A 17028-nucleotide genomic window follows, 5' to 3' on the forward strand; every position below is an offset into this window, starting at 1 on the left:
GCGCGGAGTTGTGTGTAAGAAGCAGGTTCGTCACCAACGCCCCCCCGGCGGTTCTGACCGCCGCGCTGGCCGACCTGGCCCCGGCGCCGACGGTGTTCGTCGTGGCGTCGAAGCCCTTCCCCCCCCTCGAAACGCTGTCCAATGCCACCGCCGCCCGCCGCTGGCTCGTCGACGCCCTCGGCGAGGACGCCGTCGCCCAGCATTTCGTGGCGGTGTCGACGCACACGCAGCGGGTACGCGAGTTCGGTATCGACCCGGCGCACATGTTCGAGTTCTGGGACTGGGTGGGGGGCCGCTATTCGGTGGGTTCGGCGATCGGGCTGGCGGTGATGTGCGCGATCGGACGGCAGCGGTTCGGTGAGTTCCTCGCCGGCATGCACGCCATCGACGAACATTTCGCCACCGCCGAACCGGCGCGCAATGCGCCGTTGCTGGCCGGGGTGATCGGGGTGTGGAACGCGAGTGTCCTCGGCCACCGGTCGCGGGCGGTGGTGCCCTATGCGCAGGATCTGGCGCGGTTGCCGGCCTATCTGCAGCAGTTGACCATGGAATCGAACGGCAAGTCGGTGCGCGCGGACGGCACCGCGGTGCGCTGCCCGACCGGGGAGGTGTTCTGGGGTGAGCCCGGCACCAACGGTCAGCATGCCTTCTTCCAGTTGTTGCATCAGGGCACCGAGATCGTGCCGGTCGATTTCCTGGGCCTGGCCCGCAGTGGGGACGACCTGCCCGCCCGCGACGGCACCACCTCGATGCAGGTGTTGGTGCTGGCGAACATGTTCGCCCAGGCCAAGGTGTTGGCGTTCGGGCGTGAGGCCGACGAGGTCCGCGCCGAAGGTGTGCCGGAGGCGTTGGTGGCGCACAAGGTGATGCCCGGCGATCGGCCGTCGACGACGATCCTGGCCCCCGAGTTGACGCCGTCGGTGCTCGGGCAGATCATCGCCTTCTACGAGCATCAGACCTTCGTCCAAGGGGTGATCTGGGGGATCGATTCGTTCGATCAGTGGGGGGTCGAACTCGGCAAGACCCAGGCCACCGCCCTGCAGGCGGTGCTCGCCGGCGAGGAGACCCCCGACACCGGCGATGCCTCCACCGACCACCTGATCGAGACCTACCGAACCCTGCGCGACGGAGGGAAGTAAGGACATGCCCGCGCCGAAGTTGCTCTATCTGCCGCCTCCCGTTGCCGAGGAGTGGGATTGGCAGATGGACGCGGCTTGTCGCGACGTGGACGGCTCGTTGTTCTTCCACCCGGACAACGAGCGGGGCGACGCGAGGGAGAACCGCATGGCCTCGGCCAAGAAGGTGTGCGCTCGTTGTCCGGTGCGGCAGAAGTGCTTGCAGTACGCCTTCGATTCCGGTGAACGCTACGGGATCTGGGGCGGGCTCACGGAGGACGAACGCGCCCGGGTGAGAAGTGCCCGCCGGCGCCACACCAGTCGGTGACACCGACCGTCGTCACCTGTCCGCGACGACTCGTCCGATGACCCGGGCGGCCTCTCGGAAGGCCGCCGGATTCGGGCCGGCGAAGTTGAGCCGGAGGTACTGGCCGGTGGGTTCTGCCGGGAACCACTCGTCGCCCGCCGCGACGAGCACCCCGGCGGCCTCGCAGTCGCGCGCGACTGCCTGGGCGTCGGTGTCGTCGGGGAGCCTGCCCCACAGGTTGAGCCCACCGGGCGGTAGTCCGTCGAATTCCACCTCGGGTGCGTGCTCACGGAATTCGCTCGCGAGGAGGTTGCGGCGGGATTCGAGTTCGCGACGGACTGCCCGCAGGTGGGTCTGCCACGCGGGCTGGGTGACGACGTCGAGCGCGACGGTCTGGAGAACGCCGCTCACGTAGACGGATTCGGCCTGCACGTCGGCGAGGATGCGTTCGCGAGCGGGTCCTCGCGCCACGATCGCCGCGACCCGCACCGACGGTGCGACGCTCTTGGTCAGCGAGCGGATATAGACGACGTGGCCGGAGTCGTCGCGTGCGAACAGTGGGACGGACGGGGTGGAGATCCCGAAGTCGTGGGCCCAGTCGTCCTCGATGACGAACGCTCCCGCATCGCGCACCGCGTCGAGGACCCGCTCGCCGATCGACGACGACCATTGCGACCCTGTGGGATTCGCGAAGTTCGGTTGCGCGTAGAAGGCGCGCGCCCGTGTCCGGTCGAACGCGCGGGCCACTTCGTCGGGATCGGGTCCGTTGGGACCGCTCGAGACGGGCACGAGTTGTACGCCCGCCTTCGTGGCGGCGAGGATCGCTCCCCAATAGGTGGGTGACTCCACCACGAGGGGATTGCCGGCGCCGACGAGTGCGCGGAAGATCGAACCGAGGCCGCTCTGGCTGCCGGGTGTGATGATCACGTCGCCCGCGAACGGTGGGGCGGTGCGCGCGTTCGTCGCTTCCGTCAGTTCCGTGGCGAACCATGCCTGCAGTTCGGGAAGTCCCGCGGCAGGGGTCCGTTCGACGGCGGCATTGCTGCGGGATGCCCGCGAATACGCTCCGCGGACGAGACGTTCGGGAAGCAGTGTGCGGTCGGGGTAACCGGAGTGGAGTGCAACCACGTCGTTGGCCACCGTGCGCAGGGCAGCAGAGGCGCGGGCAAGCGGGGGAGCTGTTCCGAGCGCTTCCGTCTGCCAACTGTGATCGATCGTGTTCGACATGCGGATCTGCCGTACGAAGGTGCCGACACCGGAGCGGCTCTCCACGAGCCCCCGGGCCTGGAGCGTTCGCAGTGCCTTCTGCACCGTGACGGGACCGACGCCGTACTGCGCGACGAGCGACCTCGTCGAGGGCAGTCGGGCGCCGGGCGCAGCGGTGGCGAGCCACCGGGTCAGTTCCGCGACGAGTTGCGAACTGCTACTGTTCGACATGAGAGTACAGAGTAGCGCTATCATTCCGGACCGGCCAGTGCTATCCCCCGATCCTCGCGGGCTGGCCTGGGGTCTTCTCGGCGTCGCAGGCTTCTCCCTGACAGTGCCCCTCACCCGAATCACCGTCGAGAGCGGGGTGATGTCACCGCTGTTCGTCGCCGCCGGTCGCGCGGTCGTCGCAGCGGTTCTCGCCGCTCTCGCGCTCGCGTTCACGGGACAACGACTCCCGCACGGACATCAGTGGGGCAGAATCGCCGTCGTCGCGGGCGGCGTGGTAATCGGATTTCCCCTGCTCACCTCGTACGCCCTGACCACGGCACCGGCGAACCGCAGCGCGATCGTCATCGCAATCCTCCCCGCAGCGACCGCGGTGGTCGCGGTACTGCGTGCCCGCGAACGACCCCCGGCGCCGTTCTGGGTCGCGGCAGCTGCGGGGACGCTCGCCGTCATGGTCTTTGCCGGCCTACGCGATGGAGGCTTCGAGGGCTTCGGCCGAGCCGATCTGCTGTTGCTCGGTGCGGTGGTGGCCGCCGCCCTCGGTTACGCCGAAGGCGGTCTGCTGGCACGGGAGATCGGTGCGTGGCAGACGATCTCGTGGGCACTGGTTCTGGCGTCGCCGCTCATGGTGTCGCTCACCCTCGTCTCGTTCACCGCCGGGCTACCGCAAGGCGATGTGACGCACTGGGCGTCGTTCGCGTATCTCGGCGTCGTCAGCATGTTCCTCGGCTTCTTCGCGTGGTATCGAGGTCTGGCGATCGGGCCGATGGCGCGGGTCGGTCAGGTTCAGCTCACTCAGCCGATCATGACGGTCGGCTGGGCCGCGTGGCTGCTGGGAGAACCGCTGACCTGGGCGGTCGTTGCGTGCGGTGCCGCCGTCGTGCTGTGTGCCGGCACCGCTGTTCGCGTCCGCCGCACCTGAGGTGCGTCAGTCCTTGTCGAGGAAGAAATCCCGTCGCGAATCCCGAAGTGAACAGCGACATTCCGTACTTCGACAGCGTGTACGAGGGGTGGGCGCCGGCCGGTGGGGCATGTCGACCGTGCACTGTTCCCTTCAGCGTCGGGTGCACGTCGAGACAGGCGGGGAGATCGTTCCGCAACTCGGTCACGAGCCGAACGTAAGTGAACTACTCCCATCAGAGAATGACGTTCTCCCCCTACGCGGTGAATCCCTGCGAGCAGAAGTCCCAGACCTCATCGGCCGTGATGGGACGGTTCGTGCTGTCGTCGCCCCCGCTGGACTGAGCGATGAACATCACGGTCTGCATCGTCATGGTGGCCATCCGCTTCGGGTTCGACCCTTCGCGCAGACTGCCCTCGGCATCGACCTTCTCCATCAGTTCTGTGAACAGCGCGAGCATGGAGGCGTGCGCGACCTTGACCTCTGCAGGATGGGTGAGCAGCAGCTGCGCCGCGAAGTCGGTGAACAGCGGTCGCTGAGCCGTGGGATCGGGCCGGGACGACTCGAACAACAACTCCACCGCGACACGGAGCTGGTCGAGAGGTGCCTTCTCGCCGGCGGCAGCGGCGCGGATCTGGTCGGCAGAGCGGCTCAAGGCGTCCTCGAAGAGGGCGAGCAGCAGCTCGTGCTTACCGTCGAACTGCAGGTAGAAGCTGCGAAGCGACTGCTTGGAGCGGTCGACGACCTCCTGGACCGTGAAGTCGGTGCTGCCTTTTTCCGTGATGATCGCCTGCGCGGCGTCGAGGAAGCGCTGAACGCGCTGCTCGGCGCGCAGTTTGGCTGTCCGGAGGGAGCGCTCGACTGCGCGTTGCTTCCAGGCCGGTTCTTCCCTGGGGCCCGTCACTGCCGGGATCGCCCTGTGTCGCGGGGGGTGGACATAGGAGCACTGTACCGGAGCGCAGGGGCGTACAGCGGGACCGACCTCCCGTTCCCGCACCGATTCGAGGATAATCCTCTCGCCAGGAGAGAGTGTTATTCTGTCGCGTCTACCGGGGCTCGGCGCCGGGAAAGGAGGCAGTCGGACGGTGTGCGACGGCGATCACCTCGTCGACCACAGCTGTAAGGTCCGGACCTGCATCCTTCGGCGCGTGGGGTATTCGCTACCGGAATCGTCGTTCGCTGCGGCAATTTCGGTAGCGGACAACGATTCCGGTAGCGGAGGGGCAGCCCGGAAACGTGTATGTCCGACGTGATTTTCCCGCTCGGATCGTGGAGTGAATCACGTTGTCCCATATACGGACGTGCACCGGAACGAGGTCTTGGAAGGAAGGTTCTCTTCTGAAAGAATAAAATTCCGGACGAGATCGAAGGAGCACCATGACGCCCGACGAGCTGTGCGACAAGTACGCCATCACCGAACTCCTCTACCGCTATGCGACGGCGGTGGACACCAAGGACTGGAAGAAGATGACGTCGGTCTTCACCGAGGACGCCCATCTGGACTACAGCTCCGTGGGTTTTTCGCCCGGACCGAGGGACGACGTGCTGGCGGAGTTGCAGAAGGCACTGTCGTACCTGCCGATGTCGCAGCATTTCATCACCAACGTCGAGGTCGATCTCGACGGCGACCGGGCGACGGTGCGAGCGATGTTCTACAACCCGATGCAACTCCCCGGCGTCGACGGCCTGACCTATTGCGGGGGCAACTATCACCACGAGGTCGTGCGAACGGAAGACGGCTGGAAGAGTTGCCGCCTCATCGAAGAGAGCCTGTGGTTCTCCAACCATCCCGACCCGGCGAAGAACCAGGTGCGCTGATTGCCGATCGTCGACCGGGGTAACCGACCGGCATGGACCAGTCGGAAGCCCCGTTGCTCGATGCTCTCGCGCAGTACCATCGGCTCGACCGATACGGCTACTCCCCGCCGGGACACCGGCAGGGCCGCGGCGTGGACGACCGGGTCGCGCACGTGCTCGGAAGGGATCCCTTCCGAGCGGATGTCCTCGCTTCGGGCGGCCTCGACGACCGGCTGTCGCGCAACGGTTATCTCAGCAGAGCCGAAGAACTCATGGCCGAAGCAGTCGGAGCCGAGCAGGCCTTCTTCTCGACCTGCGGCAGTTCGTTGTCGGTCAAGGCTGCCATGATGGCGGTCGCCGGCAACGATCCCGGAGGGTTGCTGCTCGGCCGCGACTCGCACAAGTCGATCGTCGCCGGACTGATCTTCAGCGGTGTCACCCCGCGCTGGATCACCCCGCGATGGGACGAGGAGATGCACTTCTCCCATCCGCCGTCGCCACAACAGGTTCGTCGGATGTGGGACGAGTACCCCGACGCAGCAGGGGCGCTGATCGTCAGTCCCAGCCCCTACGGGACGTGCGCCGATATCGGGGGTATCGCCGATGTCTGCCACGAACGTGGCAAGCCGCTCATCGTCGACGAGGCGTGGGGAGCGCACCTGCCCTTCCACGACGACCTGCCGACCTGGGCGATGGACGCCGGAGCCGATGTCTGCGTGGTGAGTGTGCACAAGATGGGTGCCGGTTTCGAGCAGGGCTCGGTGTACCACGTCCAGGGCGATCTGGTCGACGCCGCACACCTCTCGGCGTGCGCCGACCTCCTCATGACCACCAGCCCGAACGTGCTGATCTACTCGGCGATCGACGGATGGCGGCGCCAGATGGTCGAGCACGGCACCGAATTGCTCGACAAGGCCCTCGACCTGGCCCGGAGCACTCGGGTCAGGATCCAAGGGATCGACGGGATCTCGGTCCTCGACGACCGGCTGCTCGGCGACGAGGCCTCGCACGACCTGGACCGGATGCAGATCCTCATGGACCTCGACGAACTCGGGGTCTCCGGATATCAGTGTGCCGACTGGCTGCGCGAACATTGCCATGTCGACGTCGGCATGACCGATCACCGCAGGATCCTCGCCACGATGTCCATGGCCGACGACGAGGACACCGCCGATCGGCTCGTCGAATCACTCGAGGCGTTGTCCCGGGCGGCGGAGTCCTTCGATGCGCCGCCGCGGATCGATCTGCCGAGTCCGGACGAACTGCAGCTCGAATCCGTGATGTCCCCGCGTGACGCGTTCTTCGGCCGGACCGAGATGGTGCCGGCAGACCGCGCTGCCGGCCGCATCGCGGCGGAACAGCTCACCCCGTATCCGCCGGGCATCCCCGCGGTGGTGCCGGGGGAGCGACTCGACCGGGCGGTCGTGGACTATCTCCGCAGCGGTGTGGGCGCCGGGATGAACGTGCCCGACGCGACCGACGGTGCCCTCGACGAGTTCCGGGTGGTCGTCGACACGGCGACGGCGTCGATCGACTCGCGGTGACGAAACGAAAAATAGGGTGGGCCAGGACCTTTCGGTCCGGGCCCACGCCGGTGCGCAGCTTCGATCGGTGACTCAGCCGAGCCGGATCGCCCTTTCGGGACAACCCGCCGTGGCCTCCCGCACGGACTCCTCGTGCTCGGCCGGTACCTCGGACACGAGTGTGACGGCGTACCCGCCGTCGCTCAGATCGAAGACCTCCGGGCAGGCGGCGAGGCAGACACCGTGTCCACGGCAGGCATCGTCGTCGACGAAGACCTTCACTCCGCCTCACCTTCGGCGGGCGTGTACTCGAGGTGTAGTGCGAGCAGGCCGCGCAGGATGAAGGTCGGCAGGTAACCGAACTTCCGGTCGTCCTCGGGGCCGTGCACCTTCTCGGAGATCCGGATCTCGCTGGTGCGCTCGAGCAGGCGCGCGATGCCCACGCGACTTTCCGTGCGGGCGAGCGGAGCACCCGGGCACGTGTGCACGCCGCGGCCGAACGCGATGTGGGTACGGGCGTTCCGGCGGTCGAGGTCGAACTCGTTCGGATCGGAGAACTGGCGCGGATCGCGGTTGGCGGCGCCGTTGACCAGCATCATGATCGTGCCGGCCGAGACGTCGACCCCGCCTACGGTGGTGGAGGTCTTCGTGAGCCGGAAGTCGCCCTTGATCGGGCTCTCGAAGCGCAGCGTCTCCTCGATGAAGTTCGCGATGCGATCGGGTTCGTTCCGCAGAGTCTTCTGGAGTTCGGGCTGTTCGGCGATGATCCGCATCGCGGAGCTCAGCAGACGTACGGTGGTTTCCTGACCGGCGGAGAACACGTTCGCGGCGATGCGGAGGACGTCGTCGACCGGCGGGAGGGTGCCGTCGGGGAAGGTCGCGGTGGCGAGACCCGTCAGCACGTCGCCGGTCGGGTGCGCCCGGCGGTCCTCGATGTACGCACCGAACTTCTTGTACAGGAACTCGAGGGGGTTGAGCTTCAGGGCTTCACCCTCGGTGCTGCCGAGCGAGAATCCCTTCTCCACCTGGATGTTCAGGCCCTCGATGAATTCCTGGTGGTCGCTTTCCGGGACGCCCAGCAGGTCGGCGATGACGAGCATCGCGAACGGCGCGGCGAAGCCGGTGATGTAATCGCCCTCGCCCCGGGCCAGCAGGTCGTCGAGGAGCCGGTCGGCGATGCGTTCGATGAACGCCTCGTTCTCCTCGAGACGCTTGGGGGTGATGAGCCGCATCAGAAGGCCGCGATGGTCGGTGTGCTGAGGGGGGTCCATCGTGGGGAGCTGGTCGTTCATCGGCAGCGAGGGGCGGTGCTCCTCGATGAAGTCGGTGATGTCGTCGCTCTCGGGGCAGGCCGGGAGTCCGGAGAACGGGCCGGTCACCGAGATGCACGACGAGAACGTCTGCTCGTCGCTCAGGACCTGGATCGCCTCTTCGTATCCGGTGACCATCATGACGTCGTGATGGGGTTCGCGACCGACCGGGCATCCCTCGCGGAGGGCGTCGTAGTAGGGGTACGGGTCCTGGACGAGGTCCGGATCGGTGAAGAAGTTCTTCGTCTCGATGTCGGTCATGGTTCCTCCCGGGCCGGGCTGTGGGCTGGTGCGGAGTTCGACCTCGCCCCGCGGCCGTCCCGCGCGCGAAGCCGTGTCTCGCCCGCACATCCAACCACGGCATGGAAAATCCGGCGCGAGGGGATGTTTCGCGCATTTCGGACTTGTGGCCGATAACGTGACAGCCATCGTGAATCTGTATTCGATCTTGAAATGTCGGACCGTCGAAGCGTGGAAACAACAACGCGGCGGGCGGTGTCAGCTGCGGGACAGGGCGGTGGGGTGCGCTTCGGTGTCGACTCCCGGGATGCCGCGTCCGCGCAGCGACGCGCCTGCCGTCTCCGCCACGAAATACAGCGCGACGAGCCCGACCGCGCACGCGCCCATCATGTAGAAGGCCGGGACGAGGTCGTTCCCGGTTCGTTCCACCAACCATTCGTTGATCGCCGGCGCCGTGCCGCCGAACAGCGATGTCGACACGTTGTAGGAGATCGCGAAACCGGCGAACCGAACGTGCGTGGGGAACATCGCGGGGAAGGTCGCCGAGATGGTCGACAGCTGCATCACGTAGAGCAGGCCGAGGACGGTGAAGCCCACGACTGCCCATCCGAAGCCCACGGACATCAGCATGTACATCGGGATGGCGAGAACGAACAGGCCGGTCAACGATGCCGCCCAGAGCGGTTTGCGACCGATCCGGTCCGACAGCGCGCCGGCGAAGGGAATGACCGCCATCATCGCGAGCTGGCCGATCAATACCAGGACCAGGGGCGCGGTGCCGGTCAATCCGATCCGGTTCTCGAGATAGGTGGGCATGTAGCTCAGCAGCGTGTAGTTGCACACGTTCAGCGCGACGACCAGCCCCATCAGTTCGACGATCGGCCGCCAATATTTCGTGAGCAGGTCCTTGAACTCGGCGCCGACGCTGCTCTCCTCCTCGTGCGCACGCTCGAGCTCCTTGAAGACCGGGGTCTCGTCGAGCTTCGAACGCAGGTAGAGACCGACGAGCGCGAGGGGACCGGCGACGAAGAACGGAAGACGCCAGCCCCACGTCGCCATGAACGCGTCCGTCGACAGCAGATCGATGATCAGGACGAGGCACGCGCCGGCCGAGAAACCGCCCAGCGTGCCGAACTCGAGGAAGCTGCCGTAGAAGCCGCGTTTGCGGTCGGGGGAATATTCGGCCATGAACGTTGCCGCCCCGCCGTATTCACCACCGGTGGAGAACCCCTGGAGCATGCGCAACAGCACAAGCAGCACAGGCGCCCAGAACCCGATCGATTCGTACGACGGAACAGCACCGAGCAATACTGTCGAACCACCCATCAGCAGGATGGTCAGTGCCAGGATCTGCCGGCGCCCCAACCGGTCGCCGAGCGGGCCCCATACGAAACCGCCCAGCGGACGCATGACGAAGGAGACTGCGAAGACACCCAGCGTGAGCAGTGTCGCGGACTCGAGATCGCCGGGGAAGAACGAATCGGCGATATAGGTGGCCGTGTATGCGTAGACGCCGTAGTCGAACCACTCGGTGAAATTACCCATGGCCGATGCGCCGATGGCGCGTCGCACCTGTTCCGGGGGCGCAGACGAGGCCTCCGGCGTCGGGGTGGCGGAACCGGTATCCACGGTCGTTCCCTTCGATCGAGAGATCGAGATCGGTGCCCCCGTGCGTACCCGGGTGGGAGGACCGTGAAACCGACGCCGGCAGAGATTCCTCGAGGCCGGACTCAGGCGGACAGTGCGCTGAGCGGGTGCGCCGACGAGGTGTACCGCACTCGACCACGGCGGTCCACCGCGGAGTCGATGTCGACGGTGCCGAGCCGCTCGTCGCAGATGCGCACGAGTTGCTCGAGTATATGCGGTTCGAATCGGTTCCACCGGTGCGCGGTCAGCAGACCACGCAGGCGATGGAAGTACTCCTCGGGGGCGATCCCGAACGTGACCCAGATGTCCTCATCGGGCCCGCCGTTCCAGTGCCGCCACTTGACGGCGAAATCGAGCGTCGCAGCTTCGTCGGTCATGACGGAACTCCTGTTCGGTAGGGGGAGCTCGAATCCCGCCATGCGGTGCGGCTCCAGGCGATCAATTCCTCGGCGGGGACGGGAGCGGGCGAGGCGACGAACGCCTTGCTCACCCGGCCGAGCACATCGCCGTCGTCGGCGATGCTCACTTCCGCTCCGGCACAGGGTTTTCCACTCGTGGTGGCGATCTGTTCGACAGTGGCGCCACGACGGGAGGTGGGTGGACCGGGCAGCATGGTCACACTCTCTCGCTCGATCAGGTCGAGGACGGCGTCCGTCTCGAAGACCGGGACGGGAATCGTCGTGGCGCCCCGGGCGAACGACGCGACGACCGGATCGCGCGCTTCCCGGCTCCCGTCGTCGCTGCATCGCCGGACGTGTGCGTGTCCTGAGGACGGCTGCACACTTTTCCGAGCGGGGGGTCTGTCCGCAGGGTGCGTGAGCCTGCTCGCTCCGGGACGTTTGGATGCGCTCTCCGCGGGGATCCTTCAATGGTCCTGTCCCCTCGACGCCGGGAGCGCCTGTGCCTGCAACGACCGCGACCGTTTCGCCCACCGACGCCGTTCGGCTCCTCGGACAGGTGGCCGTGCCGTTCGTGGCTGTGGGACCGATCGCTCGGCGACGGTGGGCCATGAAGCTGCTCGAGAAGAACCAGTCGGACGCCCGCGTGGTCCGTTTGGTCGCGGATCTGCGTGAGCGGCACGGTGACGGGCCGCTCGTCGTGCCGATCCCCGGACGCACGCTCGCGATCGTCCTGACGTCGGACGATGTGGATCGGATCCTGCGTACCGACACGGCGTCGTTCACCGCGGCCAACAAGGAGAAGGTGGCTGCGCTCAGCCCGTTCCAGCCCAACGGTGTGCTCATCTCCCGAGGTGACATCCGCGCCCAGCGACGTGCCTTCAACGAGTCGGTGCTCGAACCGGAACACGCCCTGCACCGCCTCGCCGGCGACTGGGTCCCCGTGATCGAGCAGGAGGCGCAGGGGCTGCTCGATCAGGCGAGGTCGCGCGGTGAACTCGACGCCCCGGATTTCGTGCGGGCCTGGTGGCGGCTGGTCCGGCGACTCGCGTTCGGCGACGCCGCTCGTGACGACGAGAGCATCACCGACCAGCTGTGGACGCTCCGCTCGAACGGGAACTGGTCGTTCGCGCATCCCCTTCGGCACCGCCTGCGCGATCGGTTCACCCAGAACCTGCACCACCACGTCACTGCGGCTCCGTCCGAGAGTCTGGCCGGTGTGGTCCGAGACCTCGCAGCACCGGCGTCCGTCGACCCGATCGGGCAGATGCCGCACTGGCTGTTCGCGTTCGACGCCGCGGGCATGGTGGGCGCCCGCACCCTCGCCGTGCTGTCCACGCACTCCGAACAGCGCCTGCGCGTCGAGGCGGAACTGGCGGGCACCGAAGCCGGGACACCGCAGGTCTACGAATACCTGCGGGCCTGTGTACTGGACACGACCCGCCTGTGGCCGACCACCCCGGTGATCCTTCGGGACTCCGTGGAGGAGACCACATGGAGCGACGGTGCCGGCGGCACCGCGACCATCCCGGCGGGGACGGGCTTCGTGATCCTCTCCTCGGCCTTCCATCGCGCCGACCACCTCCCGTTCGCCGACACCTTCGAACCCGAGATCTGGCTGGACGGCCGAGCCGAACGTCATCCGGCGCTCGTGCCGTTCAGTGCCGGCCCGACGGTGTGCCCCGGACGCAGCATCGTCCTCTTCACGGCGAGCACCTTCCTCGCGTATCTGCTCCGCTCCGCGGACTTCACGGTGGTGTCGAACGTGAAGCCCGATCCGACGGGTCCCTTGCCCGCTACGTTCGACAATTTCGGGTTGCGTTTCGCGGTGCGGTGAACCCCTTCCGGTACCCACTCGGCGCCGTCTCCACGACACCCTCTGCCATGACGTCGCTCACTGTTCGGCCCTGTTCTGCCCCGAACAGGTGAGAGCGATGGTGTCCATGTGACTCCAGTGGGGCAAAACGGGCAGTTTTTGTCCGGTACCGGTCGGTTTTCTGTCAACCCGACACGCTGGCGTAGTCAAACATCGAAGTACTCTGTGATGGAATCGTGACCCTATCGTTACCGAGGGCCTGTCCCAGAGGAACTGTTGTGAGCCGAAATTCTGAATCCACTCCCATCCGAGAAACCACCGACATCCGTCGCCGTGCAGCACGTACCGGCAGGTGGATGGCCGTCGCGGTCCTTGCGAGCGCAGTGACGGTCGGTGGCACGACGGTCGCGAACGCTGCGGGCGACCAGATCCACACCGAGTCCGGTACGGCATGGACCGGTGCCGGTGAGAACCTGTCCACGGCACCCCAGGTGCTGAAGGTTGCCGATGTCGACGCATCGCACTACACCGAGAAGCTCCGTCGCGCCGCCGACCGTGAAGCGCAGCGCGTCGCCGAGGAGGTCGCCGCGCAGGAAGCAGCGCAGCGGGAAGAGGCCGAGCGGATCGCCCGTGAGGCCGCCGAGCAGGCAGCTCGCGAAGAAGCCGCTCGTCGTCCTGCCCTCGCATTCCCGGCCGCCGGCACCCTCACCTCGGGCTACGGTCCGCGCTGGGGTACGAACCACAACGGCATCGATGTCGCCAACTCCATCGGCACCCCTATCGTCTCGGTCACCGACGGCGTCGTGATCGAGTCCGGTCCGGCCTCGGGCTTCGGCCTGTGGGTGCGCATCGCCCAGGACGACGGTACGACCGGCGTGTACGGTCACATCGACCAGTCCCTCGTGTCGGTCGGCCAGCACGTGCGCGCCGGCCAGCAGATCGCCACGATGGGCAACCGCGGCCAGTCCACCGGACCACACCTGCACTACGAGGTGTGGCAGCCGGGTGGCGCCAAGATCGATCCCATCCCGTGGTTCCACGCGCGCGGCGTTCCCGTGCCCAGCTCGCACCTGGGCTGATCCGGTACTCGACAGCCGTGAACGAAGCCTGAAGCGAACACTGCCCCGGCGCATTCCGCGTCGGGGCAGTGTCGTTCTCGCAGCTACCAGATGCGCACGCGCTTCGAAGGGTCGAGATACAGTTCGTCGCCCTCGTGGACGTCGAACGCGTCGTAGAACGCGTCGATGTTGCGGATCACGCCGTTGCAGCGGAACTCCGGCGGCGAATGCGGGTCGACCGCGAGTCGGCGGGACGCCTCCTCGTCACGAACCTTCGTGCGCCACACCTGAGCCCATCCGAAGAACACGCGCTGCAGTCCGGTCAGCCCGTCGATGACCGGCGCCGGCTTACCGTCGAGCGCGATCTCGTAGGCCTTCAACGCGATCGACAGGCCACCGAGATCTCCGATGTTCTCACCGATCGTGAAACTGCCGTTGACACGCTGTCCGGGAAGGGCTTTCGGTTCGAACTCGTCGTACTGCGCGATGAGTGCCGCGGTACGCTTGCCGAATTCCTCGCGGTCCGAATCGGTCCACCAGTTCTCGAGGTTGCCGTCGCCGTCGTACTTCGCGCCCTGATCGTCGAAGCCGTGGCCGATCTCGTGTCCGATGACCGCGCCGATTCCGCCGTAGTTCGCAGCGTCGTCGGCATGCAGGTCGAAGAACGGAGGCTGGAGAATCGCTGCGGGAAAAACGATCTCGTTCATCCCCGGGTTGTAGTAGGCATTGACCGTCTGCGGGGTCATGAACCATTCGCCGCGATCCACCGGGCCACCGAGTTTGCCGAGATCGCGGTCGTACTCGGCGGCGTACCCGCTGCGGTAGTTGCCCACCACGTCGTCGGGCGCGATCGTGACGGCGGAGTAGTCGCGCCAGGTGTCGGGATAACCCACCTTGGGTGTGAACTTCTCGAGCTTGCGCAGGGCCGCCTCACGGGTGGCCGGGCTCATCCATTCGAGGTCGGTGATGGACTGCCGGTACGCCTCGGTGAGGTTGTCGACGAGCACCTGCATCCGCGTCTTCGCCTCCGCGGGGAAGTGCCGTTCGACGTAGAGCTTGCCGACGGCCTCGCCGAGCAGGTCCTGCACGAGCGACACGCCGCGCTTCCAGCGGTCGCGGATCTCCTGCGTACCGGTGAGCGTGCGCCCGTAGAAGGCGAAGTTCTCCTCGACGAAGACATCGGACAGGTACGGGGCTCGCGCGCGCAGCACCCGCCACACGGCCCACGCCTTCCAGTCGTCGAGGTCCTCGCCGGCCCACAGCGCGGCGAACGTCTCGAGGAAACTCGGCTGACGCACCACGATCTCGGCCCACTGTCCGGTGGCCGCGCCGGTAGCGGTGATCCAGCCTGCCCAGTCGAACTGCGGGAGATCGGTGAGCAGCGAGTCGAGCGTGAGCAGGTTGTAACTCAGGTCGGCGTCGCGACGCTTGACCACATCCCAGTGGCCTGCGGCCAGCTTCGTCTCGAGCGCGACCACATTCGCCGCGTCGTAGGGCAGATCGGCGAGCGCGAACATCCGGCCGACGTGTGCGGTGTACTGCTCACGGATCTCGGCGTAGCGGTCCTCGCGATAGTACGACTCGTCGGGCAGGCCGAGCCCGCCCTGCGAGACGTGCACGAGATACCGCTCGGAGTTCTTCGAATCGGTGTCGACGTAGTGCGCGATCGCGCCCGTCACGCCGGCGCGCTGCAAGCGTCCGAGCACCGCCGCGAGCGCAGCACGGTCCGTAGCGTCGGATACCGCTCGGAGTTCGTCACGGATCGGGTCGAGACCGGCGGCCTCGATCGCCGCGGTGTCCATGAACGAGGTGTACAGGTCGCCGATCTTCTGAGCGTCGGTGCCCGGTCCGGCGCCGGACGCCGCGGCTTCCTCGATGATGGCCCGGACGTCGACCTCGGCCTTGTCGGCGAGCGTACGGAACGCGCCGTCGAGTGCGCGATCGGCAGGGATCTCGTGTTCGGCGAGCCACCGGCCGTTGACGTGTTCGAACAGGTCGTCCTGAGGGCGGACCCGCTCGTCGACGTGTCCGAGGTCGATGCCGGAGCGGATCTCCGAATTCTGCGCGAGGGTCATGCCTCACATCCTTACACTCGATTCGCCCGGCGTGCAGACACCGACGTGCAGATATCTGTGGAAGTGGGCGAACACGCACGCGGCCGGGCGCAGGCTCCTAGCATCGGGCACATGACCGAAGGTTCCATGGCGGAGCCGCCCGCGGCGACCCCGCCGACACAGATGCTGGTCGATCCTCGCTTCATGCCCGTCGCGGATCTGTTCTTCCGAATGTTCTACAAGCCGAGCCAGGGTGGTGGCGCTCTCGCGTGCTATCTGCACGGTGAACCCGTGCTCGACATCTGGGCGGGCTGGGCCGCGCGCGACAAGCGCTGGACGCGCGACACCGTCGTGCTGTCGTTCTCCACCGGCAAAGGGGTGGCCAGCACGGTGGTGCACCGTCTCGCCGAACGCGGGTTGCTCGACTACGACGCCGCCGTGGCCGAGTACTGGCCGGAGTTCGCTGCGGCCGGCAAGGAGACGATCACGCTGCGGCAACTCATGTCGCATCGCGCCGGACTGCACAAATCGCGAGGTCTCGTGCCCGGCCGCGAGGGTCTGCTCGACTCCGAGGCGGTAGCCGCCGCGCTCGCCGCGTCACCGCCCGATCCTCGCCGATTCCACGGACCGGGCTATCACGCCGTCACCTACGGAAACCTCGTCGCCGAGGTCGCGTCGCGAGTGTCGGGGGTGCCCTTCCAGGAGCTCGTGCGCACCGAGATCGCCGAGCCGCTCGGCATGGACGAGTTCTGGTACCGCGTGCCCGAGGACCAACGGCACCGCATCGCCCGGGTGTTCCCGAAGGTCAACTTCCTGCCGGCGCCGTGGACGACATCTGCGGCGGTGTTGTCGCGCGCACCCGGAGTGCGGGGGCTGGTCGAAGCGGGCATGGCAGAGGGATTCGACGAATTGATGCGCAGTCCGTCGGCTCACGACGCCGTCATGCCCGGATGGAACGGTGTGTTCACCGCACGTGCTCTCGCTCGCATGTACGCGGCGATTGCGAACGAAGGAACGATCGGCGGTGTCCGCCTGCTGAAAGAGGACACCGTTCAGCAGTTGCTCGAAGTGCAGACCCGGCGGCGGGACTACGTGCTCGGTATCCGGCCCAACTGGCGGCTGGGCTACCACCCCGGATGGGTCGCGCTGCGCGAGCAGCCGCTGCGCTCTGTCGGACACTTCGGATTCGGCGGCTCGGGAGCGTTCGCCGATCCGGAGACCGGGCTGTCGGTCGCATTCGTCACCAACCGCATGGGCAACACCTTCACCACGATCTCCGACGGACGGTTCCCGAGGCTCGGCGCGGCGGCCGTCACCGCTGCGCGCCGCGCAGCGTGATCGGACCTCCCCGGCCACGTCGATCGCCGCGAGGACCCGGTCGCTCCGACGCACGGTGACCGTGGCGCCGCCGGGTCGTGGATCGGGCGG

Annotated in this window: 16 protein-coding genes; 8 read left to right on the plus strand and 8 right to left on the minus strand. The window is 66.9% G+C overall.

The window, feature by feature from the left end; translation table 11 throughout:
• On the plus strand, positions 1–1139 hold a 1139-nt coding region (gene pgi, locus A8G18_RS10960), incomplete at its 5' end, for a glucose-6-phosphate isomerase (protein WP_064063891.1).
• A 4-nt stretch (positions 1140–1143) separates the two neighbouring features.
• Positions 1144–1443 carry a WhiB family transcriptional regulator gene (locus A8G18_RS10965; protein WP_064063892.1) on the plus strand — a complete coding sequence of 100 codons (300 nt, stop codon included), beginning with the start codon at positions 1144–1146 and terminating at the stop codon, positions 1441–1443.
• Positions 1444–1455: 12 nt separating this feature from the next.
• On the opposite strand, the gene A8G18_RS10970 is transcribed toward A8G18_RS10965, so the two are convergent.
• Complete coding sequence (locus tag A8G18_RS10970; protein ID WP_064063893.1) at positions 1456–2859, minus strand: aminotransferase-like domain-containing protein; 1404 nt, start codon at positions 2857–2859, stop codon at positions 1456–1458.
• A gap of 37 nt (positions 2860–2896) precedes the next feature.
• On the opposite strand from A8G18_RS10970, the gene A8G18_RS10975 reads away from it, so the two are divergent.
• Positions 2897–3778: a DMT family transporter gene (locus A8G18_RS10975; protein WP_084421711.1), complete on the plus strand. Its 882-nt coding sequence runs from the start codon at positions 2897–2899 to the stop codon at positions 3776–3778.
• A 235-nt stretch (positions 3779–4013) separates the two neighbouring features.
• On the opposite strand, the gene A8G18_RS10980 is transcribed toward A8G18_RS10975, so the two are convergent.
• Complete coding sequence (locus tag A8G18_RS10980; RefSeq protein WP_064063895.1) at positions 4014–4661, minus strand: TetR/AcrR family transcriptional regulator; 648 nt, start codon at positions 4659–4661, stop codon at positions 4014–4016.
• 473 nt (positions 4662–5134) lie between these two features.
• On the opposite strand from A8G18_RS10980, the gene A8G18_RS10985 reads away from it, so the two are divergent.
• Positions 5135–5575: a nuclear transport factor 2 family protein gene (locus A8G18_RS10985; protein WP_064063896.1), complete on the plus strand. Its 441-nt coding sequence runs from the start codon at positions 5135–5137 to the stop codon at positions 5573–5575.
• 32 nt (positions 5576–5607) lie between these two features.
• Positions 5608–7098 carry an aminotransferase class I/II-fold pyridoxal phosphate-dependent enzyme gene (locus A8G18_RS10990; RefSeq protein WP_064063897.1) on the plus strand — a complete coding sequence of 497 codons (1491 nt, stop codon included), beginning with the start codon at positions 5608–5610 and terminating at the stop codon, positions 7096–7098.
• A 72-nt stretch (positions 7099–7170) separates the two neighbouring features.
• Here the strand turns inward: A8G18_RS10990 and A8G18_RS10995 are convergent, their stop codons facing one another.
• From A8G18_RS10995 to A8G18_RS23660, 5 genes are all read right to left on the minus strand, one after another.
• The gene (locus A8G18_RS10995) at positions 7171–7359 is read right to left on the minus strand and encodes a ferredoxin (RefSeq protein WP_016931668.1); all 189 of its coding nucleotides are present in this window, start codon (positions 7357–7359) and stop codon (positions 7171–7173) included.
• The gene (locus tag A8G18_RS11000) at positions 7356–8648 is read right to left on the minus strand and encodes a cytochrome P450 (protein WP_064063898.1); all 1293 of its coding nucleotides are present in this window, start codon (positions 8646–8648) and stop codon (positions 7356–7358) included. The genes A8G18_RS10995 and A8G18_RS11000 overlap by 4 nt, the downstream gene beginning before the upstream one ends.
• A gap of 237 nt (positions 8649–8885) precedes the next feature.
• On the minus strand, positions 8886–10172 hold the full coding sequence (locus A8G18_RS11005) for an MFS transporter (protein ID WP_245207845.1): 1287 nt from the start codon (positions 10170–10172) through the stop codon (positions 8886–8888).
• A gap of 185 nt (positions 10173–10357) precedes the next feature.
• Complete coding sequence (locus A8G18_RS11010) at positions 10358–10651, minus strand: DUF3263 domain-containing protein (RefSeq protein ID WP_064063900.1); 294 nt, start codon at positions 10649–10651, stop codon at positions 10358–10360.
• On the minus strand, positions 10648–11055 hold the full coding sequence (locus A8G18_RS23660) for an acyl-CoA synthetase family protein (protein ID WP_064063901.1): 408 nt from the start codon (positions 11053–11055) through the stop codon (positions 10648–10650). Before A8G18_RS23660 ends, A8G18_RS11010 begins: the two co-directional genes overlap by 4 nt.
• Positions 11056–11174: 119 nt before the next feature.
• Between A8G18_RS23660 and A8G18_RS11020 the strand changes: the two genes are divergently transcribed.
• Both A8G18_RS11020 and A8G18_RS11025 read left to right on the plus strand, forming a co-directional pair.
• Entirely contained in the window at positions 11175–12509 is a 1335-nt protein-coding gene (locus A8G18_RS11020) for a cytochrome P450 (RefSeq protein WP_064063902.1), read from the plus strand.
• Positions 12510–12844: 335 nt separating this feature from the next.
• Positions 12845–13567, plus strand: a complete 723-nt coding sequence (locus tag A8G18_RS11025; protein WP_064063903.1) for a M23 family metallopeptidase — start codon at positions 12845–12847, stop codon at positions 13565–13567.
• An 83-nt stretch (positions 13568–13650) separates the two neighbouring features.
• Here A8G18_RS11025 and A8G18_RS11030 read toward each other — a convergent pair whose 3' ends face one another.
• Positions 13651–15621: a M13 family metallopeptidase gene (locus tag A8G18_RS11030; RefSeq protein WP_064063904.1), complete on the minus strand. Its 1971-nt coding sequence runs from the start codon at positions 15619–15621 to the stop codon at positions 13651–13653.
• 111 nt (positions 15622–15732) lie between these two features.
• Between A8G18_RS11030 and A8G18_RS11035 the strand changes: the two genes are divergently transcribed.
• Positions 15733–16938 (plus strand): serine hydrolase domain-containing protein, encoded by a 1206-nt coding sequence (locus tag A8G18_RS11035; protein ID WP_064063905.1) that lies wholly within the window; start codon positions 15733–15735, stop codon positions 16936–16938.
• Positions 16939–17028: the final 90 nt, after the last annotated feature.

It is taken from the genome of Rhodococcus gordoniae (assembly GCF_001646655.1).
Lineage (GTDB): Bacteria > Actinomycetota > Actinomycetes > Mycobacteriales > Mycobacteriaceae > Rhodococcus > Rhodococcus gordoniae.

Excerpts from the sequence above, each read along its gene's own strand:
- A8G18_RS10965 (WP_064063892.1), top strand. The coding sequence starts at position 1,144 with ATGCCCGCGCCGAAGTTGCTCTATCTGCCGCCTCCCGTTGCCGAGGAG.
- A8G18_RS10970 (WP_064063893.1), bottom strand. The coding sequence starts at position 2,859 with ATGTCGAACAGTAGCAGTTCGCAACTCGTCGCGGAACTGACCCGGTGG.
- A8G18_RS10985 (WP_064063896.1), top strand. The coding sequence starts at position 5,135 with ATGACGCCCGACGAGCTGTGCGACAAGTACGCCATCACCGAACTCCTC.
- A8G18_RS10990 (WP_064063897.1), top strand. The coding sequence starts at position 5,608 with ATGGACCAGTCGGAAGCCCCGTTGCTCGATGCTCTCGCGCAGTACCAT.
- A8G18_RS11000 (WP_064063898.1), bottom strand. The coding sequence starts at position 8,648 with ATGACCGACATCGAGACGAAGAACTTCTTCACCGATCCGGACCTCGTC.
- A8G18_RS11005 (WP_245207845.1), bottom strand. The coding sequence starts at position 10,172 with ATGGGTAATTTCACCGAGTGGTTCGACTACGGCGTCTACGCATACACG.
- A8G18_RS11010 (WP_064063900.1), bottom strand. The coding sequence starts at position 10,651 with ATGACCGACGAAGCTGCGACGCTCGATTTCGCCGTCAAGTGGCGGCAC.
- A8G18_RS11025 (WP_064063903.1), top strand. The coding sequence starts at position 12,845 with ATGGCCGTCGCGGTCCTTGCGAGCGCAGTGACGGTCGGTGGCACGACG.
- A8G18_RS11030 (WP_064063904.1), bottom strand. The coding sequence starts at position 15,621 with ATGACCCTCGCGCAGAATTCGGAGATCCGCTCCGGCATCGACCTCGGA.
- A8G18_RS11035 (WP_064063905.1), top strand. The coding sequence starts at position 15,733 with ATGACCGAAGGTTCCATGGCGGAGCCGCCCGCGGCGACCCCGCCGACA.